Raw genomic sequence first — 23,217 nt, 5'->3', positions numbered from 1 at the left:
CCCCTGCATTGCGCGCTTTTCGCGCGGATGCTCGGTTCAGGAGAAAAGGAGGAAGACCGCGAGGACCACCGCCAGGAAGACCAGCGCGCCGATCGCGGAGTGGCGTCGGGAGGCGGCGCCCGCGTCGGCGGCGCGCGCGGGCAGGCCGGGCCAGCACAGCACCGCGGCCGCGGCGGCCCCCGCGCTCAGGGCCACGTCCAGGTACCAGACCGCCACGGGGAAGGACGCCCACGTGGTCAGCAGCAGCGAGAGCACCAGGAAGAAGAGCGTGTGGGCCGTCCGGTTCAACACGTCCCAGCGGTCCGCGAAGCGGAACCTGCCCCGGCCCCGGAACCGCAGGAGGACGTCCGCCGCGCTCACGACGCAGATGCCGTTGAGGAACGCGGCCCCGGCGTAGGTCAGCACGTCCGTCACGCTCATCGGGCGTCCTCCGTCAGCAGTTCCAGGACGGCGTCTTCCAGTCCGGTGGTCGTGTTGCCGAAGGCCAGCACCGCGCGCCCGCCCTCCCGGTCCAGGGCGACCATGGAGGCGAAACCCCCGGTACCGCCGTTGTGCCAGGTGACCTCGGTGCCGCCGTGCTCCTGTGTGACCCAGGCGAACCCGATCCGGTGGTCCGGCCCGCCGTCCCAGCGCGGTTCCAGGGCCGCCGCGCCCGGCGCGGCGCCCTCCAGCAGCGCCCCGGCGAAGCGCGCCATGTCGGCGGGGGTGGAGCGCACGCCCCCGGTGGGAGCGTAGGCGTGGGCCAGCCAGGGGTCGGCCCGGCGCCCCCTGTCGGTGTAACCCCGGGTCGCGTCCTCGGGCAGGTCGTCCCCGGATTCGGGCAGGGTCGTGTCGTCCATGCCCAGGGGGTCGAGCAGCCGCTCGCGCAGGAGGGTGGCGTAGTCGGTCCCGGCGGCGTTGGCCAGGGCGTGGCCCAGGATCGCGGTGCCCATGTTGGAGTAGCGGGACTCGCCGCGGTCGGCCAGCTCCGCCGCGGCCACCTGCGCGACCAGGTCGTCGTAGTCGTAGGGGTAGGGGTCGTTGCCCAGGTAGGAGGCCGCCACCGAGACCGCCATGTCGGGCACGCGGGTGGAGAGTCGGGGCAGTCCGGAGCGGTGGCTGGTCAGCTCGGCCAGGGTGACGTCGGCGGCGGGGGCGCCGTCCAGCTCGACCAGCTCCCCGAGCCGGGTGTCGGCGGTGACCTCGCCGCGTTCGACGGCGATGGCGAGCAGCATCCCGGTCATGGTCTTGGAGACCGAGCCGATCTCGTAGTCGGTGCCGTCGTCTGCTCCGAAGTGGGCGAAGCTCACCCGTCCGCCGTCGACCTCGACGACGCTGACGCGGTCGCGCACGCCCTCGGACAGCAGCGGGCGCGCCCGGTCGAGGAGTCCGGGGTCCCCGGACTCCTCGGCGGACAGGGCGGGTGTGTGCGGCCGTGCGGCGACCCCGAGCACCACGACCAGGGCGGCCGCCGCACAGGCGACCGCGACAGTTCTTCCTCTGGCTCTCACGGAGCCCTCCTTACTGGGGTGCTCCCCCGGCCGCCGTGAGGATGGCGAGCAGGGGGACGACGCGTTCCGGTGGAATGGCGTAGTGGCCGCGCCGGACGGTGGTGAGCCATCCGGCCGCGGCGAGCAGGTTGACGTGGTGGTAGATCTGGCCGGTCGTGCCGAAGTCGGAACGCTCGGCCAGGGCGGCGACGGTCCCGGTTCCCCTCCAGACCGCCTGTAGCAACTGGAGCCGGACGGGGTTGCCCAGGGCGTCGAGGCTGGCGGCGTGGCGGGCCCAGTCGGACTCCTCCAGGCGCTCGACCGGCAGCCCCTGCTGCCACTCCAGCGTGTCCTCCTCCCCCTCCCCGCCGCGGACGATCCCCGCGAAGACCACGCCGCCGTGTCCGGTGACGCGTTCCCGCAGGGCGTTGAGCGCGAAGAACACGTCTCCGAGCGCCTCCGCCCGGGGTGTCTCGGTCGCGCGTTCGCCGGCCGCCTCCAGGGCGCTGACCCGCGCCTCCAGCTCGGCCAGGCGCTCCTCCGTCGTCCTGTCCACCGCACCTCCACCTTACATACTTTTCCGTAATTACGTACTTTTAGAGTAGCAGGCCCGGGAGCTTTGCCCGATCCGTAGGAACGGGTGGGGTGTCGCTGACCCGCCGGGTCGGATGATGAAGACAAGGCGCGCGGATCGCGCATCCGCAAGAGGGACACCCGAGCGGCCGTTCCCACGTCCCGGACCGCGCAGAGGCCAGCGGGGACGGCCGGGAAGGATCCGGAACATGCGAACGCAGGCAGCCAACGGCTGGCAGTTCTTCGTCGCGACACTGCTGATCGTCATCGGGGCGGTCAACGTCATCCAGGGGCTGGTGGCACTCCTGACCCCCGAGTTCTACGCCGTGGAGAGCACGGACGTGCTCCTGGTGGGCTACACCTCCTGGGGCGTGCTGCTGGGCCTGTGGGGGGCGGTGCTGATCGTCGCCGGTCTGGCCGTGCTGTCCCGCAGCACGTGGGCCCGGGGCTTCGCCCTGGTCCTCGCCTCGGTGAACGCCATCGCCCAACTGGGCTTCGTGATGGCGATGCCGCTGTGGTCGATGGTGGCCATCGCCGTGGACCTGCTGGTGATCTACGGCCTGACCGCCGGCTGGCCCGACCGCGAGCGCGAGTCCGGGCGCACCGAACACCACGAGGGCGCCTACCAGAGCGGGTACAACGCCGCCCACGCGGCGCCCAGGCCCGCGCAGTCGCCGGAGGGGAGCACCGGCTCGCCGCAGCAGGCGGCCGGACCGCAGCAGACCACCGGGCAGAACTACTGAGAGCCCCTCCCGGGCCGCCCCCGTTCCCCAGGACGGGGGCGGTTGCGCACGCCCGCGCGCGGCCGGTGGGGGCTGCCGGACCGGAGAAGACCCCTTCGCGCACCTGGGGACGGCCGCCGCGGACACGGCCGGGGGCGGTGGCCTCGGCCACCGCCCCCGGCGGGTCGGTCACTCCCCCTCGGAGCGCCTCAGTCCTCGCCCCCGCCCTCGTCCTCGGTGAGGTAGTTGGCCAGGAACCCGAGGACCCCGAAGGCCGCCGCGGCCGCGACCGCGGGGACGAACAACAGGTCCGAGGTGGTCGTGATCCAGTCCGGCCGCCGCGCGATGACCCCGGCCAGCTGACCGGCGACGAGCAGGACGCCGAGGAGGAAGCAGGCGACGAGGCCCAGTTTGAACAGGGTGCGCACCACGACGAGGGCGCGGGATCTGATGGTGGTCATGTTCAGCCTCCGAAGACCGGTAGGACGCCCCAACCGATGAGGCAGCCGATCAGGAAGATCGGGATCATGTAGTAGACGATCAGCGGCAGGAAGGTGCTCTCGGGTCGGGCGCCCGTCAGTCCGGCCGCCACGAAGATCGACCCGGACGCGGGCGGGGAGGCCCCCTCGGTGGAGGCGAACACCAGGATGGCGATCACCGCCAGGAGCGGGTCGACCCCCACGCCCACCAGTGCCAGGAAGGAGATCTGCCCGACCGCGGTGAGGGTCGCCGTGGAGGAGAGCGGCCCGGCGACCAGGGTGACCACCAGTCCGACGGCCACCACCAGCAGGACGCGGTTGACCGGCAGGTTCTCCAGCAGGGTGTTGACGTCCTCCGCGAGGCCGAGGCGGGCCAGGATCTCGCTGGCCGCGATGGCGAAGAACAGCAGGGCCCCGATGGTGGCGAACTTGGGCAGGGCGCCGTCGAGCAGGGCCGACCAGTCCCGCGGGTTCCGGGGCAGGCGGTCGCGTCCGGCGACGAGGGAGAACACGATGATCAGGATCGGGATCCAGATCAGCAGCGAAATCTTCCCCACGGCCCCGCCGAGCGGGGTGGAGTTCTCCAGGTAGTCGGCCAGGGGCCCCGCCGTGATCACGATCGGGATGAGCGCGCCCAGGAAGATGGTCAGGGCTCCCGCACCCTGCCGCAGGGACTCGCGCAGGGGCAGCAGGTCGGTCTCGTCGGCCCTGGGGATGCCGTCCCTGCGCACGAAGTACGCGATCAGGGCGAACCTGAGCAGGATCTGGTAGGTCCCGGCCGCGAGCAGGCCCATGTAGACCTGGCCGGTGCTGACCATGCCCCCGGCGAAGCCGATCATGATGACCATGGAGGCGCTGGGGGGCAGGGCCGCGCCCATCCCCCCGTTGCCGGCCATCACCGTGGCGGCGCGGGTGGGGGACCACCCCGTGCGCACCATCCAGGGGCCGGTGAAGGAGCCGCTGGAGGCGGTGTTGGCGGAGTTGGACCCGGACAGGGCGCCGAAGACCGCGGAACCGGCCGTGTCGATGAAGGCGGGGCCGCCGCGGACGCGTCCGAAGAGGGAGTTCAGGATGGCCAGGATCCGCTGGATCAGGCCCGTGACGTCGATCAGGTAGGCCATGAACACGAAGGCCAGGGCCGCGTAGAGCACCTCGTGGGTGAGGGCGTCGACCAGCCCCCGCAGCAGGTACGCGGGCGCCTGCGCCCCGGCGAACAGCGCGGTGACGACCAGTCCGAGCAGCATCGCCTCGCCCATGTTCCGTTTGAACACGACGTTCCAGACGATGATCACGGCGATGAAGGCCGCCAGGGCTAGGAGTGCGATGGGCATGGGTGGACCTTCGGGAGGGGAGTCGGGGAGTGGTGGCGGCCGGGTGCGGCGGGGGACGGATCCGGCCGGAAACCGGCGGGGCGGGCGCTCACCGGCGTTCCGCCCGGATGGCGCCGCGGCGGCGCTCCTCCTCCGCGACGACCTCGCGGGCCGCGCGCAGGGTCTGCTCCGCCTCCAGGCGGGGGACGAAGAACACCCCGTCGCCGTCGGCGACCACGATGTCCCCGGTGGAGCAGACCGCGCCGCCCACCGAGACCGTCCGGCCCACGTGCCCGGGGCCGTCCTTGTAGGGTCCGGCGGGCGAGATCCCGGCCGCCCAGACGGGGAAGCCCAGGTCGCGGAGTTCGTCGGCGTCCCGGACCGCGCCGTCGACCACCATGCCGCGCACGCCCCGGTTGAGGGCGCGTTCGGCGATGAGCTCGCCCAGCAGGGCGCGTGAGGTGTCGCCCCCGCCGTCCACGACCAGGACGTCCCCCGGCCGCGCGAGGGCCAGAGCCCGGTGCAGGGCGCGGTTGTCGCCGGGGCGGGTCAGGACGGTGAGCGCCCGTCCGGTGACGCTCGCCCCGGGCCAGACCGGGCGGACCCGCGAGGAGACGAAGCCGAGCCGGTCGCGGCCGTCGCCGATGGCTGCGGTGGGGACACCGGCGTAGGCGTCGGCCAGCCCGCGCGCGTCCTCCCCGCCCGAGCGCGCCAGGAACAGGTGGCGGTCGGCGGCCCCGGTGCTCACCGGCGCCTCGACGCCCAGTTCACCGAGGAGTTCGACGCTGGAGCGGAGTTCGTGCGCCCTGCGCAGGGCGTGCAGGCGCGTGCCCTTGTCCAGGCGCTCCAGCGCGGAGGTGCCGTCGGCGAGCGCGTCGGCGACCTGTGTGCGCATCCACGCCTCCTCCCCCGCGGCCCTCCCGGCGTCCACGGCCTCGGTGATCAGGGCTCCCAGGCCCTTCATGAAGACACTGCGCAGCAGCTTGCGCCGTGACGCGGCCCCGACCTCGCCGCCGACGGGCTCGGCGTCGGAGCCCACCGCCCGGAGCAGCCGGGCGGCGTCCCCGGAGGCGGGGCCGGAGAGCAGGACGTTGACCTCGGCGCCGTACCTGAGCACCGAACCGATGATCGCACCGTCCACGACCTGGGCGGATTCCCCCAGGACCGCCTCCACCTCGGTCTTGGTCGCCGGGGCGGCGGCGTTGAGGTCCACGTACACCGCGTCACGGCGCAGCACCGGCCGTGCGTCCTCGGCCGCGGTCACCGCGTACGCGGCCGTGGTGAGGCTGAGGACCAGGTCGGCGTCGGCGACCGCCTCGCCGGTCGAGGCGGCCCGCGCCACCCCCTCGGGCGTCCGCGCCTCCGGCGAGGGGTCGTAGCCGACGGTCTGCCAACCGGCGGCCGCGAACGCGCCGGCGTAGATGGCACCGGCTTCTCCGAGCCCGAGCACCGCGACCTTCATAATCCCACCCTCTATCATTGAGTGATAGTTTCTGTTGCCTGTTGATAGCGAGTGTGACCTGCGACGCTTCGCGGTGTCAACCTGCCGGAAACCCGTCCGCTACGTTGAGGGGAGGGCGGCGATGCGCGCATCGCCTTGGGGACGGGCACATCGGCCCCCTCCCGGGACAGGGCGAACGACGACGGAAGGGCGGGCGAGGGCACGGATGGGAGCGACGGCTGGGGGTGGCAACCAGGGGCGCACCCTGGACCGGGCTCTGGACGTGCTGGAGTGCCTGGAGCGGGCGCGCGGCCCCCTGCGGCTCAGCGACATCGCGCGGGAGAGCGGGCTCCACCTCGCCACGACGCAGCGCACCGTCAACCAGCTCGTACGGCGCGGATACGTCCAGCAGGAGCGCCTGGGCTACTCGCTCGGGCCGGTGGTGCTGTCCCTGGCGCACTCCTTCGTCGTCAACGACCGCCTCTGCAGCGTCGCGACGCCGATCCTCACCGAACTGTCGGCCACGACCGGTCTGACCTCGTCGGTCTACGTGCGCTCGGGACAGGAGCGCATCCTCATCGCGCGCGTGGACGGAGCCGACCCGCTGCGCTACCAGTTCCCCATCGGGCGCAGGGTGCCCCTCAACATCGGCGGCGGCAAGGTGCTGCTCAGCGACTGGGACGACGAGGAGCTCGACGCCTACCTCGCCGACCACGCCGAGGTGCGCCTGGCCTCGGGCAGAACCCAGGACGCCGCCGACCTCCGGGCGCAGATCGAGCGGATCCGGGAGGTCGGCTACCACCTCGCCGAGTCCGAGCGGGAGCCCGGCGCCCTCAGCCTGACCCGGCTGCTGTACGACTCCGAGGGCGAGACCCTGGGCGCCGTCAACCTGGTGACCACCAGTGACAGGACCAGCCCCGAGGAGCTGCTGTCCCAGCTTCCCGAGCTGTCACGGGGCGCCAACGCCATCGGGGTGCGCGCCTGAGGCGTCGCCCGCAGGGGGCGGGCGGCCGCGCTCGGGTCCCGGCCGGATAGGTTCCGGGCATGGACGACGACTGACCGGACCCGGGGTCAGTCGCGGTACAGCTCCGCCAGGGCGTCGGCGTAGCGCTCCCGGACGACCCGGCGCCGGAGCTTGAGCGAGGGGGTGAGCTCACCGGTGTCCGGGCCCCACTCGCCCGGAAGCAGCCGGTGGCGCCTGACACCCTCCGCGCGGCTGAACCGGGCGTTGGCCGCCGCGACCGCGCGTTCGGCCTCCGCCGCCACCTCGGGGTGGGCGACCAGCGCCTCCCAGTCCCCGCCGGTGTCGATGCCCCGGGCCGCCGCCCACACCGGAAGCGTCTCGCGGTCGGGTACCAGCAGCGCCACCAGGTAGGGCCTGCGGTCCCCGTGCACGTAGGCCTGGCCGACGATGGGGTGCTCCTTGAGGGCGTTCTCCACCGGCGCGGGCGCGACGTTCTTGCCCTGGGAGGTGACGATGAGCTCCTTCTTGCGGTCGGTGATCCACAGGTAGCCGTCCCCGTCGAGGCGGCCGACGTCGCCGGTGGCGAACCACCCCTCGGCGTCGGTGGCCGGGCGCACCGAACCGTCCGGCTGGAGGTAGCCGCCGAAGACCGACTCCCCCCGCAGCCACACCTCGCCGTCCTCGGCCACCCGCACCCGCACGCTCGCGAGGGGGCGGCCGACCGAGCCCAGCCGGAACCCGGTGGCGGGGCTGTTGACGGTGGCCACGCCCACGGACTCGGTGAGGCCCCAGGCGTCCATGACCACGATCCCGAACCCGGCCCAGAACCGCACCACGTCCAGCGGCATCGGCGCGGAGGCGCTGGATGCCCAGCCCACCCGGTCCAGGCCCACCTGGGCCAACAGGGGAAGCAGGACCTCGGCCCGGGCCCGCTCGAAGCGTTCCCCGAGTTCGGCGGGCACCTCCTCGCCGCGTTCGCGGTGGGCGACGTGCTCGGCGGCCACGGCCGTGGCCGCGTCCACGGCGGCGCGCGTCTCCTCGGGCATGCGGGCGAGCCCCGCGCGCAGGGCGGAGGCGAACTTCTCCCACACGCGGGGAACCCCGAAGAACTGGGGCGGGCGCACGTGCCGCAGGACCCCGGGCAGGTCCCGGAGGCTTTCGCACATCCACACGTGGGAGGCGCGGAAGACCGGCAGGTAGAGGCCGAGCATGCGTTCGGCGATGTGGGCCAGGGGCAGGTAGCACACGTGGTCGGGGTGCTCGGGGAGGGCGACGGCCGCGTCCAGGGCGGTGGCGTTGGCGAGCATGTCGCGGTGCGTGATGGCCACGCCCTTGGGGTCCCCGGTGGTCCCGGAGGTGTAGACGACGGTGAGCAGGTCGTCGGGGGTGAGGTCGCGCCAGCGTTCGAAGGCCGTGCCGGCGGGGGTGCTCTCCAGGAGGGCGTAGTCGGTGTGGCCGCGGTCGGGGTCGGCCCCGTCCACGACGACCAGCGCGGCGAGGGGTACCTCGGGGTCGGCGAGCAGGCCCTCCCACGCGGTGGCGGTCGCGGTGTCGCCCACCACGGCGAGGCGGGCGCGGCTGTGCCGGGCGACGTGGGCGACCTGTTCGGAGGCGGCGGTGTCGTAGACCGTGGTGGGAACGGCGCCCGCGTGGACGAGGGCGAGGTCGGACAGCCAGTGCTCGGGGCGGTTGCCCATCATGAGCAGGACGTGGTCGCCGGGTCCGACTCCCAGGGCGGCGTAGCCCTCGGCGAGCGCGGCGACGCGGTCGCGCACCCGCGACCAGGTCAGGGTGGTCCAGTCGCCGCCGTCCGGCGCGCGCCAGGACAGGGCGGGCGCGTCGGGGCGGTCGGCGGCGTTGCGGGCGAGCAGGCTCGGAAGGGTTCGTCCGGTGGGGGGCATGGGCGCTCCTGGGTCCGGGATCTCCGTGCACGGCCGACGGGGGTCGGGTGCACTCATCCCTACCCAGGAAACGGGTGCCCGCTCCGGGCGCCGAGGGGCCGGCGGCCCGGAGCGGGGCGGGCTCAGCGCTTGCGCGGGTGCAGGTGGCTGGTGACGGCCAGCCGGTTGTAGAGGTTCATCATGGCGATGCCGGCGATGAGCGCGGCCAGTTCCTGGTCCTCGAAGTGCTCGGCGGCGCCCTCGTAGACCTCGTCGGACACCCCGTGCTCGCCCAGGCGGGTGATCTCGTCGGTGAGCGCCAGAGCGGACCGCTCGGCGTCGGTGAAGATCTCACCGGCCTCGTACCAGGCGGACACCAGGAAGAGCCGCTGCTGGGACTCCCCCGCCTCCAGGGCGCGCTGGGTGTGCAGGTCGATGCAGAAGGAGCACCCGTTGAGCACCGAGGCGCGCAGCTTGACCAGTTCCAGCAGGGCGCCGTCCAGGTGCCCGGAGATGACCTTGTCGATCTCGTCCAGCTTGCCGTAGACCTCGGGAAGCTTCTTCGCCCAGATCACGCGTTCTCTCGCCACGGGGGCCGCCCTCCTCGTCGAACACCTTCACCGTCCCGGCCGGGACCCGGACCACAACGCTACCAACGGGGTCCGGGCACCGCGGGGTCAAGGTCGAAACCGGAGACGGAAGGCCGGATTAAGGTATTTTCGTGTGGTTTTCGGCTTTCCGTAATCCAATCCGAGACATCAGAGCACAGAATTTCCCTTGTTTCTGCTTCACCGTTTCGCCAGCGGACACAGAGCGCGGACTGACGACCGAACCGAGGGGCCTGAGACCAACCCTCAAGCGGTGGCGCTCGCGTCAGCTTTCATAAGGCCTTGGTTTCCACGCTTTTGAGGGTTGGGGATGTGTGGTCGCGCCCTCCCCGCCCCCACGGGCTGGCGTGAGCGCGAACGCCCCCACCACGAACGGACCGGCCGGGGCGCCTTCCCCGACCGGTCCGCCCTCCAGACGCGTCACTTCTCGGCGACGGGCTCCAGCACGAAGACCGGGATCTCGCGATCGGTCTTCTTCTGGTAGTCGGCGTAGTCCGGGAACGCCGCCACCGCGCGCTCCCACCAGACCGCCTTCTCCTCGCCCGTGACCTCGCGGGCCACCATGTCCTGGTTCACGGTCCCGTCCCGCAGCTCCACGTGGGGCTCGGCGAGGACGTTGAAGTACCAGACGGGGTGCTTGGGCGCACCGCCGAGCGAGGCGACGACGGCGTAGCGCCCCTCGTGCTCCACCCGCATCAGCGGCGTCTTGCGCAGCTTGCCGCTCTTGGCCCCGCGCGTGGTGAGCAGGATGACCCGCATTCCGCGCAGGGTCATCCCCTCCCTCCCGCCGGACCGCTCGATCTGCTCAACCTGGTTGCGCACCCACTCCGTCGGACTCGGCTCGTACTCGCCTTCGAGCGGCATGGAATCGTCTCCCTCGTCGTTGCTCGTCCTGACTGGCCGAACTGGCCCACAGCACTGCCAACATCACTTCCCCGCGGAGCTCGTCCGTACCACGTCAGTCGGGGGTGCGGGCGTCGTGGGTGAGCAGCGCCAGCTGCACCCTCCCGGACAGGTCCAGCTTGGTCAGCGCGCTGGACACGTGCGCCTTCACGGTGCCCATCGACATGTACAGCCGCTCGGCGATCTCGGCGTTGGACAGCCCGGCGGTCACCGCCTCGGCCACCTCGCGCTCGCGTTCGGTGAGCAGCGCCAGCCGATCCCGGGCTCGCTCGCGTCGCGAGGGCGCCTCGGTGCGCTCCACCGGATCGGTTCCGGCCACCCGGTCCATGAGCGCGCGGGCCACGCTGGGCGAGAGCACGGGCTCGCCCGCCGCCGCGCGGCGCACCGCCTCCACGATCCGCTCCGGCGCGGTGTGCTTGAGCAGGTACCCGGCGGCACCGGCCCGCAGCGCCCGCACCACGGTGGCGTCGGCGTCGAAGGTGGTGAGCACCAGGACCTGGGGCCCGCTCCCGTCGCCGCGCAGCGCCTCGGTCGCCGCGATCCCGTCCGTGCCGGGCATGCGCACGTCCATCAGCACCACGTCGGGACGGTGCTCGGCCACCGCCGCGGGCACCTCGGCGCCGTCCCCGGCCTCGCCCACGACCTCGATGTCCCCGCCACCGCTGAGCATGATCCGCAGACCGGAGCGGACGAGGGGGTCGTCGTCCACGAGCAGGACGCGCACGGGAGTGTTCACGGGCACCACTATGACACCTCCGCCGTCTCGGGCCAGGGCAGCGCGGCCAGCAGGCGGAACTCCCCGCCCTCGGGCCCGTGGCGCAGGGTTCCGCCGTCCAGGGCGACCCGCTCGGACAGGCCGGTCAGGCCCGCCCCGGCCCCGGGGATCTCGGCGGGCGCCACCCCCACCGGCAGCGGGTTGACCACCGACACCTCCAGGCCGCGACCGGGGGCACCGCTGATCCGCACGTCCACCCGGGCCCCGGGCGCGTGCTTGCGGGTGTTGGTCAGCCCCTCCTGGACCAGCCGGTAGGCGGTGCGGCGCACCTGGCCGGGCGGTTCGGCTCCTTCGGGAACGTCGTGGACGGACCGCACGCGCTGCCCCGCCCGGACCGCCTCCTCCACCAGACGGGTCACCTCGGCCAGGGCGGGCGGCTGGGGCGCGGCGGTGCCCGCGTGGTCGCCCTCCTCCCCCGGGGCGGTGTCGGCCGCGCGCAGCACCGACAGGACGCCGCCCAGTTCCTCCAGCGCCTGGTGGGCGTTGTCGCGGATGACGCGCACGGCCGCGCCGAGTTCGGCGTTCTCCAGCGGCGGCGCCTCGCCCCGCTCCGCGCGCTCGGTCCGGTAGGCGAGCGCACCGGCGTGCACCGACAGCAGTGACATGCGGTGGGCGACCACGTCGTGCATCTCGCGGGCGATGCGCTGGCGCTCCTCGGTCCGGGCCGCGGCCAGGCGCCGCCCCCGGTCCTCGCGTTCGCGCCGCACGTCCGCGCGCAGCCGCTCGATGAGCTGGCTCCGGGTCCGGATGGCCACACCCCAGCCGATACTGCCCGTGAAGAGCAGTGCGGCGATGATCAGGACGACGACGCTGTCGCCGCGGGTGGGCGGGACCATGACGATCCAGGGCAGGCCCAGGATGAGGCTCGCCATCGCCGTCACCACGGCCTGCCGCCAGGGTCGGCGGACGGCGAGGTTGAACAGGGCGACGACCAGGGCCGCGGTCACCGAACTGGACGCGCTCTGGACCAGGCACAGCAGGACGGCCACGCCCAGGGGGTGGCCGCGGCGCCACCACAGCGCGAGGCAGCCGACCGCGCCCAGGGCGAGGTCCGGGAGGACGAGCCAGGAGGGCACGTACGGGTGCAGGCCCACGCTGTAGGCCAGGACGTAGTAGGCCCACACCAGCCCGGCGACGAGGAAGAGCAGGGCGTCCGCCGCCCATCCCCGCGGGCCCCGGCGCTCCCCGGTCGCGCTGCCGGACGCGGTGCCGCCGTCCGCGGCCGGTGTCGTGTCCACGTGGCTCCCCCTCCCTCACGCCAAGAGTAGGACGGCCGCACCCGCGCCGCCTCGGCCGACGGGCCGCCGCACCGGAGCGGACCTGGCCGACCGGACAGGCGGCCGTGACCGTTCGGCGGATGCGCCCGGAACGGGAACGCGGGGAGGGTGGCGGTATGAGTGAGAACGCGCCCGCCCTGGAGATGGACGGGCTGACCAAGGTCTTCAACGGCACGACGGCGGCGGACGGCGTGAGCCTGTCCGTGCCGCGGGGAGCCATGCTCGGGCTGGTCGGCCCCAACGGGGCGGGCAAGACCACCTCGCTGTCCATGGCGGTGGGGCTGCTGCGCCCCGACGCCGGGACGGCCCGGGTGCTGGGCGTGGACGTGTGGGCGGACCCGGTCGGGGCCAAGCGCCTGCTCGGCGTGCTGCCCGACGGCCTGGCCCTGCCCGAGCGGCTGACCGGCGGGGAACTGCTGAACTACTGGGGGCAGCTGCGCGGGCTGGGCCGGGAGGTGACGCGGGCGCGCGCCGAGGAGCTGCTGCGGGTGCTGGAGCTGGACCGGGCCGAGGGGGACGGGGTGCTGGTGGCGGAGTACTCCACCGGCATGCGCAAGAAGATCGGGCTGGCCACGGCGCTGCTGCACGCGCCCGAGGTCCTGGTCCTGGACGAGCCCTACGAGGCCGTGGATCCGGTCTCGGCGCGGGTGCTGACCGCGATCCTGCGCAGGTTCACCGACGGCGGCGGCACGGTGGTGATCTCCAGCCACGTGATGGCGCTGGTGGAGCAGCTCACCGACCGGGTGGCCATCATCGCCCGCGGCCGGGTGCTGGCCGACGGGGCGCTGGAGGAGGTGCGCGGCGTGGACACCACCCTGGAGGACACCTTCGTGCGGCTGGTGGGCGCACGCGAGATGGAGGAGGGTGAGCTGGCGTGGCTGGCCTCCTGATCCGGTTGAAGTTCACCCTGCTGCGGCACTCGGTGACGGGGATGCGGCTGTTCGGGATCGCCCTGGTCGTCGGCGGGACCGCGCTGACCTGGTACCTGGCGGTGGCGGCGGCCTCGGACGGCGTGCGCGCGGACCTGCTCTGCCTGGCGTTCGCGGTGTGGGCGGTGGGCTGGATGCTCGGCCCCACCGTCGCCAACGGCACGGGTGTGCTGCGCTCGCAGTACTTCGCGCTGCTGCCCCTGGACCGGCGCCGGGTGGGCGCCCTGCTGCTGGTGACGATGTTCGTGGACGTCGGTCCCGCCGTCACTCTGCTGGCGCTGGGCGCGCTCGTGTGGCACGCGCTGGCGCTGGACCCGTCCGCGCTGGTGGTGGCGGTGCCGGGGGTCCTGGTGCTGTGGGTGTTCGTGGTGACGCTGTCCCGGCTGGTGTTCCGGGCGCTGGGCGCGGCCATGCACTCGCGGCTGGGCATGGAGATCGCGTCGGTGCAGTGGGGGCTGATCCTGGTCGGACTCTTCTTCGGGTGGATCGCGGTGCAGCCCGCGTTCCAGGCGACGCTGAGCCTGCGCGAGAACGGTCTGGGCGAGGGCGTGGTGGGCACCGTGCTGGCGGCGCTGCCGACCTCGTGGCCGGTGCTGGCCGTGCAGGCCGCCGCGGCCGGTTCCTGGCCCGCGGCCGCGGCCTGGCTGGGCGGGTTCGCCCTGCTCACGGCGGCGATGGTGACGGTGACCTGCGTGCTGCTGGCGCCCCGGGTCGCGGCGCGCGGGGTTCGGCGGCGCCGCGGCCCCGGGGGCGGTGCGCTCACGCGCCGGGCGTTCGCGCTGCTGCCGGACTCCCCCCTGGGCGCGGTGGTCGCCAGGGAGCTGCGCCAGTGGTGGCGCGACCCGTGGCGGGGCCTGGAGCTGCGGGCGTCGCTGTGGGCGGCGCTGTTCACGGGCCTGCTGGCCTGGCCCACCGACCTGTACGCGTTCTTCTCCCCGTTCGCGGGGGTGATCGCGGCCTTCGTCATGGCGCTGGCCACCTCGAACATGTACGGGCACGACGGCACGGCGCTGTGGCTGTCGGTGGTCGGCCAGGACCGGGACACGCTGCGCGCGGACGTGCGCGGCCGCCAGATCGCGATCCTGCTGCTGATCGCCCCTGCCGCGACCGTGCTGAGCGCGGTGTTCATCGTGGCCGCCGGAGCCCACTGGGCGTGGCCGCTGGTGCTCACGGGGCTGGCGGCGTTCTTCGGGGTGGGCAGCGGGCTGGCGCTGCTGCTGTCGGTGGTGGCGCTCTCCCCCGGCGTGGACCCGCAGCTGCGGGTGGACGCCAACGACTCCGGCGACAACACGGTGCAGGTGTGGATCGCGCTCGCGGCGCTGCCGGTGCTGTGCGCGCCCTCGGTGCTGGCCGCCGTGTTCCTGTCTCTGTGGGGCCTGCCGTGGCTGGCGGTGCCGGTGGGTGTGCTCAACGGGGGGTTCGTGGCCTGGCTGCTGGGCCGCGTCGCCTACCGGAGGTTGGAGGCCCGGCTACCGGAGACCTTCACCCGGATCCGCTACGGCCGGGAGGTCGCGCTCCAGACCGTGCCGGAGCGCGGCGGCTGGCTGGACCGCCTGGAGCGCTCGGCGATCGAGGGCAACTCCGAGACCAAGCCCACGGGCTCCTGAGGGGTCGGCGGCCGTGCGACCCGGGACGGGGGCCGCGCGGCCGCCTTCCCACGTGCGCGGGCAGCGCCCGGCGGGACCGTCCTCCCACCGGCGGGACGAGCTGCTCCCCCACGGCGAGGGCTTCCCGTCAAAGGGCCGCCCCCGGCGGGACCGGCCGCCCACCCCACCGACTCGGCCCTTCCTCCCGGCGGCGCCGGACACCGCACCGCCAACCCCCGTAGCTGACGGGAGCCCGCATTACGGGTGCGACCGGATGCGCTCGACGCCTGGCGGCGCCACGGGGCACCGCCTCTTCCCCGGACATCCGCCGTCCTCATGGCTGTCGGGAGCCCGCGCCCCGAGTGTGACTGGGTGCACTCAGTGCTTCGTTGCACTTTGTGCAACCACCTCCGTAATGTGGAGACGTGGACAATCAGCACGAACCGCCCCCACGCGACCGGCGTGAGGCACTGAAGTCACGCCACCGCCGCGCCATCGTGGACGCGGCCACCGCGCTGATGACCGAACGCGGGGACACCGGCTTCACCGTCGACCAGCTCTCCGAACGGGCCGACGTCTCCCGAAGGACCGTGTTCAACCACTTCAGGTCCCTGGACGACATCGTCCTGGAGGTGTTCGGCGAGATGCTGGAGGCGTTCGTCGACAGCATCGAGGCCAACCTCCCCGCCGTCACCGGCGACCGGGCGGGCAACATGTTCGACGAGCTCGCGGCGGCGATCCGCCGGACCGACCTGGTCACCCCGATCACCCGGCTCAAGCGCCTCCTCCGGCAGCAGGGGAACGAACCCGCCCCGAGCCAGTCGGCGCTGTTCGAGCGGGCCATCAACGACCTGAGCGTCCGCCTGGCGGCCATCATGACGCGCCGCCACCCGCACGCCGACCCGCTCGTGGTCGACCTCATGTGCGGCGCGGTCATCAGCGGCGGCGCGATCACGGTCCAGCGCTGGGAGCGGACCACCGGAGGGGTCGACAACGACGACTCCCGCCGGGTCTGGGCCGATCTGCTGGACCGCATGCTCGCCGTGACCCGTGACGGCTACGGGAACGCCGGATCACCCACCTCCTGAGCGCACACGCGCTCCCTCCCACCCACTCCGTTTGCAGGAACCATGGCTGAATTTCTCTACAGACTCGGGCGTGCGTGCGCACGTCGCGCCCGAACCGTCATCGCGGTCTGGCTGGCCCTCCTGGTGGCCTCCGGCACCGCCTTCTTCCTCTTCTCCGGTGAGCTGGAGGACAGCTTCTCCATCCCGGGGACGCCCACCGACGAGGTGGAACAGCTCCTGTCGCAGGAGTTCTCCGGGATGGGCGGCGGCGCGGGCACCGTCGTCTACCAGACCGAGGACGGCTCGGACTTCACCCGGGAGCAGCGGGAGGCGATAGCCGACCGGGCCGAGCAGGCCGCCGGGCTCTCCGGCGTGGAGGACGTGATCGACCCGTTCGCCACGGAGGAGCAGCGCGCCGACCAGCAGCAGGAGCTGGAGGAGGGCCGCGACGAGCTGGAGAGCGGCCTGGAGGAGCTCGAAGCCGGTCAGGCCGAGCTCGACGCGGGCCGCGAGCAGGCCGAGGCCGCCGGGATGATCGACCAGGCCGGCCCCGGGCTCGACGCCGAACAGGTCGTGATCGACCAGAACCGCGAGGAGCTGGAGGCGGGCCTGGAGGAGCTGGAGCGGGGCGAGGCCATGCTGGAGATGGCCTCCGAGATCCGCTCGGTCTCCGAGGACGGCGACACCGCCCTGGTCCGCGTCGCCTTCACCGACAGCCAGACGGAGATCACCCCGGAGACCCGCGACGCCGTCATGGAGGTCTTCGAGAGCGACCCCGTGCCCGGCACCACGGTCGACTTCGGCAACGACATGGCCATGACCATGCCCTCCCTGGTCAGCACCGCCGAGGTGATCGGCGTGATCGTGGCTGGCGTGGTCCTGGTGGTCATGCTGGGCACCCTGGTGGGCGCGGGCCTGCCGATCCTGACCGCGCTCGTCGGCGTCGGTGTGGCCACCCTGATCGCGATGTCGCTGTCCGGGGTGCTGGAGATGGCCTCGGTGACACCGATCCTGGGCCTGATGCTGGGCCTGGCCGTCGGTATCGACTACGCGCTGTTCATCATCAACCGGCACCGCCGCCAGCTCAAGCAGGGCGTCGACGTCGGTTCCTCCATCGGCCTGGCCAACGGGACCGCGGGCAACGCCGTGGTCTTCGCGGGCACGACCGTGCTCATCGCGCTGCTGGGCCTGAACCTGACCGGGATCGGGTTCCTGGGCCTGATGGGCAGCGTGGCCGCCGTCTCCATCGCCATCGCCGTGTTCATCGCGATCACGCTCGTTCCGGCGCTGCTGTCGCTGGTGGGCGCGCGCATCCTGTCGCGCCGCGAGCGCGCCCGCCTCGCCGGGAGCGCCTCCGCCTCCGGCCGGGGCGCGCACGAGGCGGAGCGGGTCAAGCCGATGTCGACCGGCCGCGCGCTGGCCCAGGCCGCGGTGGCCGTGATCGCCCTGGGCGTGGTCGCCCTGCCCGCGCTGGACCTGCGCCTGGGCATGCCCGACGGCTCCTCCGAGCCCACCGACTCCACCCAGTACCGGGCCTTCACCGCCGTGGAGGAGAACTTCGGCGCGGGGCAGAACGGCACGCTCCTGGTCGTGGCCGAGCTGACCGGCGGACCCGACGAGGAGTCCGCGGAGCGCAACGCCGAGGAGGAGCAGGCGCTGGTCGCCGAGGAGATCTACGCCCACGACGACGTGGCGGCGGTGGCCCCCGTCGGCGTCTCCGAGGACCACACCCTGGCCATCTTCCAGGTCGTGCCCGTCGAGGGCCCGGCCAGCGCCTCCACCGAACAGCTCGTGCACACCCTCCGCGACATGGAGCCGATCGAGGGCACCGGTCCGCTGGGCGTCGCGGGCATGGCCAGCGGCAACATCGACATCTCCGAGACGCTGAGCGACGCGCTGCCGACCTACCTCACGGTGGTCGTGGGCCTGTCCCTGGTGATCCTGCTGCTGGTGTTCCGGTCGGTCTTCGTGCCGGTCGTGGCCACGCTCGGGTTCATCCTGTCCTTCTTCGCCGCGCTGGGCGGCGTGGTGGCCGTCTACCAGTGGGGCTGGCTGGGCGGCCTCTTCGGGCTGGAGAACACCGGACCGGTGCTGAACTTCCTGCCGACGCTGCTGGTCGGGATCCTGTTCGGCCTGGCCATGGACTACATGCTCTTCATCGGCACGGGCATGCGCGAGGCCTACGTGCACGGTTCGCCCTCGCGGCTGGCCGTGGTGCAGGGCTTCCGTGCCGGACGCTCGGTGGTCACCGCCGCCGCGATCATCATGATCTCGGTGTTCGGCGGATTCGTCTTCTCGCACAGCGTCATGATCAGCTCGATCGGCTTCGCGCTCGCCTTCGGCGTGCTCATCGACGCCTTCGTCGTGCGCATGGCGCTGATCCCCGCGCTGATGCACCTGGCGGGCAACGCCGCGTGGTGGCTGCCCGGCTGGCTCGACCGGATCCTGCCCGACATCGACGTGGAGGGCGCCTCACTGGAGCGCCGCCACCCGCGTGAGCAGGGGGCCGGGACCGGCGGGGACACCGACGGCGACGGAACCACCGGCGACGCGTCGGCCGCCGGGGACACGGGTTCGCCCTCCCGCAAGGAGGACGACACGGACCGGGTGTCCTCCGAGCGGCGCTGAGGCGCACGCGTTCCAGGGGCCCGGGGGCGGTGGCGACCGCCCCCGGGCCCCTCGCGCTCAGTCCCGGTTCCCGACCCTGTCGAAGACGCCGGTCAAACCGTCCAGGAAGGCCGAGAGCGCGAGTTCGAAGCTCGCGTCGTCGATCTCGGCGGCGTGCTCGGGCAGCCGGTGGGCCTGGGACAGGTTCGGGTAGCGGTCCCGGTAGACGCGCACGTCGTCGTCGAACCCGCGCGCGAAGGAGTTGGTGGCGGCCCCCACGACCAGGTACTTGGTGGAGGCGCCGATCATCGTGGCGTAGCGGGGCGGCCATCCGGCGCCCACCAGGCCGCCGTGCACCGCGTCGGCGCGGCGCAGCGCCTCCTCGCGGCGCCCGGGCCCGGAGGAGACCACCGGCAGCAGGTGGGGGTGCTCGGCGAGGGCGTCGCGGTAGGAGCGCGCCCAGACGGTGAGGCCCCGGCGCCAGTCCCCGCCCTCGAACCCCGAGACGTCGATGCGCGAGGTGACCTCGTCCGCCACCTCGGTGAGCAGCTCCTCCTTGGTGCGGTAGTGGCTGTAGAGGGAGGCCGCCTGCACGTCGAGCTCCTGGGCGAGCTTGCGCATGGACAGGCCGTCCAGCCCGTCGCGGTCGATGAGCGCGAGAGCCGCGCGGCGGATGCCCGGACGGCTCAGGATCGGCGTCTTGGGTCGGGCCACGGAGGGGTCCCCTTCTCCACTGCGGCGGACGAACCGGACCCTCCGGCGTCCGGCCCGATCATCGCACGTCGGCTCACCGTGTGCGGCCCCTCGGCGGTGTCCGCGCACCCGGGAGCCCGCCTCCGGCCCCGCGCGACCCGGTGCTGGCGTCTGCCGGAACCGGGCCACGCACCCGTCTCCTCCCGTTCCGCCGCACCTCTTGCACGCACCCCGGGCGAGACCGTACCCTCAAACCGAACGCCGTTAGGTTACTGGGGAGACAGGCCGTGATCGATTTCTCACTGAGCGATGAGCAGCGCGCCGTCCGCGACTGGGTGCGGACCTTCGTGGAGCGGGAGCTGATGCCGCTGGAGAACGACGTGCTGCGCCGCGAGCGCCAGGGGCAGCCGCCCGGCCTCAACGCCGAGGAGCGCACCCGGCTGCGCGAGCTGGCCCGCAAGTCCGACTTCTGGGGCGTGGAGACCCCGGTGGAGTACGGCGGCATGGGCCTGGACCCGGTCACCGCCGCGATCATCGAGATCGAGCTGGGCAGGACCTTCCTGACCTTCAAGTTCGGCGGCGAGGCCGACAACATCCTCTACCACGCCAACGAGGAGCAGAAGGAGCGCTACCTGCTGCCCACCATCGCCGGTGAGCGCCGCTCCTGCTTCGCCATCACCGAGCCCGGCGCGGGCTCCGACGCCAAGGCCATCCGCACGCGCGCGGTCCGCGACGGCGACACGTGGGTGGTCAACGGCGAGAAGACCTTCATCACCGGCGGCAACGAGGCCGACTTCGCCATGGTCTTCGCGGTCACCGACCCGGACAGGGGCGCCGACGGGGGCGTGACCTGCTTCCTGGTCGACCGCGAGGCGGGCTGGACCTCCGAGCCCATCGACACCATGGGCGAGCGCCGCCCGGCCTCCCTGGTCTTCCAGGACGTGCGCGTGCCGCACGAGAACATCCTGGGCGAGGAGGGCCGCGGCTTCGAGCTGGCCATGAAGTGGATCGGCAAGGGCCGCTACCTGCTGCCCGCCCGCGCGCTCGGCAGCTGCGAGCGCCTGCTGGACATGGCGATCGAGTACTCGCGCACCCGCGAGACCTTCGGGGCGCCCATCGCCGACCGGCAGGCCATCCAGTGGATGATCGCCGACTCCCAGACCGAGATCGAGGCGCTGCGCCTGCTGGTGCTGCACGCCGCGTGGCAGGTGTCGGTGGGCCGGGACTCGCGGCACGCCCAGTCCATCGCCAAGCTCTTCGGCGGTGTGAAGGCCAACGAGATCGTCGACCGCGTGATGCAGATCCACGGCGGCATGGGCTACACCCGTGAGCTGCCCATCGAGCGCTTCTACCGCGACGTGCGGCTGCTGCGCATCTTCGAGGGCACGGACGAGATCCAGCGCCGCACGATCGCCCGCGACCTGCTCAAGGGCCACGTCAAGGTGGGCGCAACCCTGGGCTAGCGGCGGGACGAGGGGCCCGTGCCGCACGTGGGAGCGCGGCACGGGTCCCTTCCGCACGCGTGTGCCCGGAGCGGGCACGTCCGCCCCGGCCGGAGCGGGTATGTGCCCCTGACCGGCGCGGGCGCGTGTCCCGACCGGTCGCCGCGGGGACGTCCGGTGCGGTGCACGGGGGCTCCGGCCCGCCGTGACCTTGCTCCTGGCACCACCGTCAGCGCCGAGGGCGGCGCTGGGAGCAGGATCATCCCGGCGGGTGCTGGGAGCCCCGGCAGACGCAGGGAGTCCCGGCGGGCCCGGGCGTCACAGCAGGCGTGGACGCCAGACGCGACGGCCCTAGCTGACGCCGACCAGGTCGCAGACGAAGATCAGGGTCTCGTTCGGCGCGATGGCGCCGGGGGCGCCGCGCTCGCCGTAGGCCAGGTGCGGCGGGATGACCAGCTTGCGGCGGCCGCCCACGCGCATGCCCAGGACGCCCTGGTCCCAGCCCGCGATGACCTGGCGCGCGCCGAGGCGGAAGCTCAGCGGGGTGCCGCGGTTCCAGCTCGCGTCGAACTCCTCGCCGCTGGAGAAGGCGACGCCCACGTAGTGGACCTGGACGGTGCTGCCGTGGCCCGCCTGGGCGCCTTCACCGACCTGGATGTCGGTGACCTCCAGCTCGGCGGGCGGCGGGCCCTCGATGAAGTCGATCTCGGGACGCTCAAGCGCCATGGTGGTACCCCTCGTGTGGTCACAGTGAACAGAGGGGCCCAGGCTATCGGTGCACGGGAACCTCCTGGAGCAAAACGGACGCCCCGCCCGGGTGCTCTGTGGCGCGCTCGCGCTGCCCTGACGCGGTCTCCGGCCCGAGTTCCGGAGTCCGGGCCCTGGAATGTGAGATCTGGAGGCTGGGACCTGGAGCCTGAGGTCTGGAGGCTGGGGAATGGGCTCTGGAACCTGGGGTCTGGAATCCGGGGTCTGGGAATCAGGGCCTCGGTTCTCAGGCCCGGAGCCTCGGGTCTCGAAACCCAGGTGTGGGAACCCGGGTCTGGGGTCTGGGGTCGAGAAACTCGGGCTTGGGGTCTCAGGTCCGGGGAGTCGGGTCCCGGGCCTCGGATCCCGGGCCTCGGGCGTGGAACCTCGGGTTCCGGATCTCCGCTGTGGAGTCCGGGGTGTGAGGTCTCGGGTCTTGGATCTCTGGTGCGGGGTCTCGGACGCCCGGTCTCGGCTGTGGGATCTCGGGTGTACGGTCTCGGGTCCGCAGGCCCAGGTCTCAGATCTCGCCGACGGTGGCGGCGATGACGTGGCCGTGGCCCTCGACCTTGATCGGCCCGCTGTCGGCCTGCACGAACACCGACTCACCGCGCTGGAGGGTCATCCCCTGACCGACCTCGGCGACCAACTCCACCTGCCCGTGCAGGGCGAGCAGCACGGTCGGCCCCTCCCCCGGCAGGTGGGCCGTGATGCGGCCGGGGCCGATCTCGTGCAGCGCGAACTCCGGGGCGGCCGTGCGGAACTCCCGGCGCCCCTCGCAGACCCCGGGTCTGGCGTAGGGGATGGGCAGCACCGAGAAGTCCACCACGTCCAGCAGTTCGGGCGCGTCCACGTGCTTGCCGGTCAGCCCGGCGCGCAGCACGTTGTCGGAGCTGGCCATCACCTCGACCGCGGTGCCCTGGAGGTAGGCGTGCATGTTCCCCGCGGGCAGGAACAGGGCCTGGCCCGGCCAGAGCGTGACCCGGTTGAGCAGCAGGGCGGCCACCGCGCCGGGGTCGCCCGGGTAGCGCTCGGCCAGGTCGGCGACGATGGCGCCGTGGGATCCGCGCGGGCCGGAGTCCGACCACTCGCGCACGAAGTCGTCCAGCAGCCGGGCGCGCTCGCCCTCGGTGAGGGTGAGCAGGCGGGTGAGGGCGCCGCGCAGCGCGGTTCCGGCGTCGGTCAGGGCGAGGTCGCCGCGCAGCGCCACGGCCAGTTCGCAGGTGAGTCCGCGCAGGTCGGCGCGGGCGGCGGCGGGTTCGCGGAAGCCGCACAGCGCCTCGAAGGGCTCCAGGGCGAGGAGAAGTTCGGGCTTGTGGTGGGGGTCGCGGTAGTTGCGGTGGGGGGCGTCCAGGGGGATGCCCGCGCGTTCCTCGGCCTCGAACCCGGCGCGGGCGCGGACGGCGTCGGGGTGGACCTGGAGGGACAGGGGCGCCTCGGCGGCCAGGACCTTGAGGAGGAAGGGCAGCCGCCCGCCGAAGCGCTCGGCGGTGCGCCGCCCCAGGACGCGGTCGGGGTTGTCGGCGATGAGGCCGGGCAGGGGGCGCGGACCGTCCTCGCAGTGCGCCGTGCTGGGCGCGCCGTGGTGGGCCCCCAGCCACAGTTCGGCCTGGGGCGTGCCGTCGGGTTCGGCGCCCAGCAGCCGCGGGATGGCCGTGCGCGCTCCCCAGGCGTAAGGCCTTACCTGGTTGGTGAGCCTGTGCATGCGCCCCCCGCTTTCCCGTCTGCGTGTTCTCACCCCGTGG

21 protein-coding genes are annotated in these 23,217 nt (G+C 73.1%); 7 read left to right on the top strand and 14 right to left on the bottom strand.

From position 1 onward, the window contains the following. Positions 1-36 precede the first annotated feature (36 nt). From UIS43_RS27490 to UIS43_RS27480, 3 genes are read right to left on the bottom strand one after another with little or no spacing between them, the layout of a single operon-like run. The gene (locus tag UIS43_RS27490; RefSeq protein ID WP_013152185.1) at positions 37-420 is read right to left on the bottom strand and encodes a hypothetical protein; all 384 of its coding nucleotides are present in this window, start codon (positions 418-420) and stop codon (positions 37-39) included. Next, positions 417-1,490 carry a serine hydrolase gene (locus UIS43_RS27485; protein WP_013152184.1) on the bottom strand — a complete coding sequence of 358 codons (1,074 nt, stop codon included), beginning with the start codon at positions 1,488-1,490 and terminating at the stop codon, positions 417-419. Before UIS43_RS27485 ends, UIS43_RS27490 begins: the two co-directional genes overlap by 4 nt. 10 nt (positions 1,491-1,500) lie before the next feature. Further along, positions 1,501-2,025: a helix-turn-helix transcriptional regulator gene (locus UIS43_RS27480; RefSeq protein ID WP_013152183.1), complete on the bottom strand. Its 525-nt coding sequence runs from the start codon at positions 2,023-2,025 to the stop codon at positions 1,501-1,503. A gap of 226 nt (positions 2,026-2,251) precedes the next feature. On the opposite strand from UIS43_RS27480, the gene UIS43_RS27475 reads away from it, so the two are divergent. Beyond that, entirely contained in the window at positions 2,252-2,785 is a 534-nt protein-coding gene (locus tag UIS43_RS27475; protein WP_013152182.1) for a hypothetical protein, read from the top strand. A 188-nt stretch (positions 2,786-2,973) separates the two neighbouring features. On the opposite strand, the gene UIS43_RS27470 is transcribed toward UIS43_RS27475, so the two are convergent. The 3 genes from UIS43_RS27470 to UIS43_RS27460 all read right to left on the bottom strand — a co-directional run bounded on the left by UIS43_RS27470 (position 2,974) and on the right by UIS43_RS27460 (position 6,015). Continuing rightward, a complete protein-coding gene (locus UIS43_RS27470) occupies positions 2,974-3,225 on the bottom strand; it encodes a hypothetical protein (protein ID WP_071621709.1) in 252 nt (83 codons plus the stop codon). 2 nt (positions 3,226-3,227) lie between these two features. Beyond that, a complete protein-coding gene (locus UIS43_RS27465; RefSeq protein ID WP_370012089.1) occupies positions 3,228-4,574 on the bottom strand; it encodes a TRAP transporter large permease subunit in 1,347 nt (448 codons plus the stop codon). A gap of 88 nt (positions 4,575-4,662) precedes the next feature. Next, positions 4,663-6,015, bottom strand: a complete 1,353-nt coding sequence (locus UIS43_RS27460) for an NAD(P)-binding domain-containing protein (protein WP_071621708.1) — start codon at positions 6,013-6,015, stop codon at positions 4,663-4,665. Positions 6,016-6,220: 205 nt separating this feature from the next. On the opposite strand from UIS43_RS27460, the gene UIS43_RS27455 reads away from it, so the two are divergent. Beyond that, positions 6,221-6,979: an IclR family transcriptional regulator gene (locus tag UIS43_RS27455; protein ID WP_013152178.1), complete on the top strand. Its 759-nt coding sequence runs from the start codon at positions 6,221-6,223 to the stop codon at positions 6,977-6,979. An 86-nt stretch (positions 6,980-7,065) separates the two neighbouring features. On the opposite strand, the gene UIS43_RS27450 is transcribed toward UIS43_RS27455, so the two are convergent. The 5 genes from UIS43_RS27450 to UIS43_RS27430 form a co-directional block, all read right to left on the bottom strand. After that, positions 7,066-8,859 (bottom strand): long-chain fatty acid--CoA ligase, encoded by a 1,794-nt coding sequence (locus UIS43_RS27450; protein ID WP_013152177.1) that lies wholly within the window; start codon positions 8,857-8,859, stop codon positions 7,066-7,068. A gap of 122 nt (positions 8,860-8,981) precedes the next feature. Beyond that, positions 8,982-9,428: a carboxymuconolactone decarboxylase family protein gene (locus UIS43_RS27445; protein ID WP_013152176.1), complete on the bottom strand. Its 447-nt coding sequence runs from the start codon at positions 9,426-9,428 to the stop codon at positions 8,982-8,984. A 438-nt stretch (positions 9,429-9,866) separates the two neighbouring features. Beyond that, positions 9,867-10,310, bottom strand: a complete 444-nt coding sequence (locus UIS43_RS27440; RefSeq protein ID WP_013152174.1) for a nitroreductase family deazaflavin-dependent oxidoreductase — start codon at positions 10,308-10,310, stop codon at positions 9,867-9,869. A gap of 94 nt (positions 10,311-10,404) precedes the next feature. Beyond that, positions 10,405-11,094: a response regulator transcription factor gene (locus UIS43_RS27435; protein WP_198662372.1), complete on the bottom strand. Its 690-nt coding sequence runs from the start codon at positions 11,092-11,094 to the stop codon at positions 10,405-10,407. Next, on the bottom strand, positions 11,094-12,362 hold the full coding sequence (locus tag UIS43_RS27430) for a histidine kinase (RefSeq protein ID WP_117197961.1): 1,269 nt from the start codon (positions 12,360-12,362) through the stop codon (positions 11,094-11,096). The genes UIS43_RS27435 and UIS43_RS27430 overlap by 1 nt, the downstream gene beginning before the upstream one ends. A gap of 155 nt (positions 12,363-12,517) precedes the next feature. Here UIS43_RS27430 and UIS43_RS27425 point away from each other — a divergent pair, with 155 nt between their 5' ends. The 4 genes from UIS43_RS27425 to UIS43_RS27410 all read left to right on the top strand — a co-directional run bounded on the left by UIS43_RS27425 (position 12,518) and on the right by UIS43_RS27410 (position 18,611). Beyond that, entirely contained in the window at positions 12,518-13,291 is a 774-nt protein-coding gene (locus UIS43_RS27425; RefSeq protein WP_013152171.1) for an ABC transporter ATP-binding protein, read from the top strand. Continuing rightward, positions 13,276-14,937, top strand: a complete 1,662-nt coding sequence (locus tag UIS43_RS27420; RefSeq protein ID WP_370012088.1) for a hypothetical protein — start codon at positions 13,276-13,278, stop codon at positions 14,935-14,937. The genes UIS43_RS27425 and UIS43_RS27420 overlap by 16 nt, the downstream gene beginning before the upstream one ends. Before the next feature lie 404 nt (positions 14,938-15,341). Beyond that, positions 15,342-16,004 (top strand): TetR/AcrR family transcriptional regulator, encoded by a 663-nt coding sequence (locus tag UIS43_RS27415; protein WP_013152169.1) that lies wholly within the window; start codon positions 15,342-15,344, stop codon positions 16,002-16,004. A 42-nt stretch (positions 16,005-16,046) separates the two neighbouring features. Continuing rightward, positions 16,047-18,611, top strand: coding sequence for an MMPL family transporter (locus UIS43_RS27410; RefSeq protein ID WP_370012086.1), 2,565 nt, complete (start codon positions 16,047-16,049; stop codon positions 18,609-18,611). Positions 18,612-18,668: 57 nt separating this feature from the next. On the opposite strand, the gene UIS43_RS27405 is transcribed toward UIS43_RS27410, so the two are convergent. Next, on the bottom strand, positions 18,669-19,304 hold the full coding sequence (locus tag UIS43_RS27405) for a TetR/AcrR family transcriptional regulator (RefSeq protein WP_013152167.1): 636 nt from the start codon (positions 19,302-19,304) through the stop codon (positions 18,669-18,671). Positions 19,305-19,570: 266 nt separating this feature from the next. On the opposite strand from UIS43_RS27405, the gene UIS43_RS27400 reads away from it, so the two are divergent. Next, entirely contained in the window at positions 19,571-20,746 is a 1,176-nt protein-coding gene (locus UIS43_RS27400) for an acyl-CoA dehydrogenase family protein (RefSeq protein WP_370012084.1), read from the top strand. A 330-nt stretch (positions 20,747-21,076) separates the two neighbouring features. On the opposite strand, the gene UIS43_RS27395 is transcribed toward UIS43_RS27400, so the two are convergent. Both UIS43_RS27395 and manA read right to left on the bottom strand, forming a co-directional pair. After that, positions 21,077-21,451 (bottom strand): FKBP-type peptidyl-prolyl cis-trans isomerase, encoded by a 375-nt coding sequence (locus UIS43_RS27395; protein WP_013152165.1) that lies wholly within the window; start codon positions 21,449-21,451, stop codon positions 21,077-21,079. A 541-nt stretch (positions 21,452-21,992) separates the two neighbouring features. After that, on the bottom strand, positions 21,993-23,177 hold the full coding sequence (gene manA / locus UIS43_RS27390; protein ID WP_071621704.1) for a mannose-6-phosphate isomerase, class I: 1,185 nt from the start codon (positions 23,175-23,177) through the stop codon (positions 21,993-21,995). Positions 23,178-23,217 lie beyond the last annotated feature (40 nt).

It is taken from the genome of Nocardiopsis sp. LDBS0036, assembly GCF_041228755.1.
In the GTDB taxonomy this organism is placed as follows: domain Bacteria; phylum Actinomycetota; class Actinomycetes; order Streptosporangiales; family Streptosporangiaceae; genus Nocardiopsis; species Nocardiopsis dassonvillei.
The sequence above is the reverse complement of the archived record's forward strand: the minus strand, read 5'-3'. Positions and strand labels throughout refer to the sequence as shown.

Coding starts and splice junctions, on each gene's coding strand:
- UIS43_RS27475 (WP_013152182.1), top strand. CDS start 2,252: ATGCGAACGCAGGCAGCCAACGGCTGGCAGTTCTTCGTCGCGACACTG.
- UIS43_RS27440 (WP_013152174.1), bottom strand. CDS start 10,310: ATGCCGCTCGAAGGCGAGTACGAGCCGAGTCCGACGGAGTGGGTGCGC.
- UIS43_RS27395 (WP_013152165.1), bottom strand. CDS start 21,451: ATGGCGCTTGAGCGTCCCGAGATCGACTTCATCGAGGGCCCGCCGCCC.
- UIS43_RS27460 (WP_071621708.1), bottom strand. CDS start 6,015: ATGAAGGTCGCGGTGCTCGGGCTCGGAGAAGCCGGTGCCATCTACGCC.
- UIS43_RS27425 (WP_013152171.1), top strand. CDS start 12,518: ATGAGTGAGAACGCGCCCGCCCTGGAGATGGACGGGCTGACCAAGGTC.
- UIS43_RS27490 (WP_013152185.1), bottom strand. CDS start 420: ATGAGCGTGACGGACGTGCTGACCTACGCCGGGGCCGCGTTCCTCAAC.
- UIS43_RS27470 (WP_071621709.1), bottom strand. CDS start 3,225: ATGACCACCATCAGATCCCGCGCCCTCGTCGTGGTGCGCACCCTGTTC.
- UIS43_RS27450 (WP_013152177.1), bottom strand. CDS start 8,859: ATGCCCCCCACCGGACGAACCCTTCCGAGCCTGCTCGCCCGCAACGCC.
- UIS43_RS27455 (WP_013152178.1), top strand. CDS start 6,221: ATGGGAGCGACGGCTGGGGGTGGCAACCAGGGGCGCACCCTGGACCGG.
- manA (WP_071621704.1), bottom strand. CDS start 23,177: ATGCACAGGCTCACCAACCAGGTAAGGCCTTACGCCTGGGGAGCGCGC.
- UIS43_RS27465 (WP_370012089.1), bottom strand. CDS start 4,574: ATGCCCATCGCACTCCTAGCCCTGGCGGCCTTCATCGCCGTGATCATC.
- UIS43_RS27410 (WP_370012086.1), top strand. CDS start 16,047: ATGGCTGAATTTCTCTACAGACTCGGGCGTGCGTGCGCACGTCGCGCC.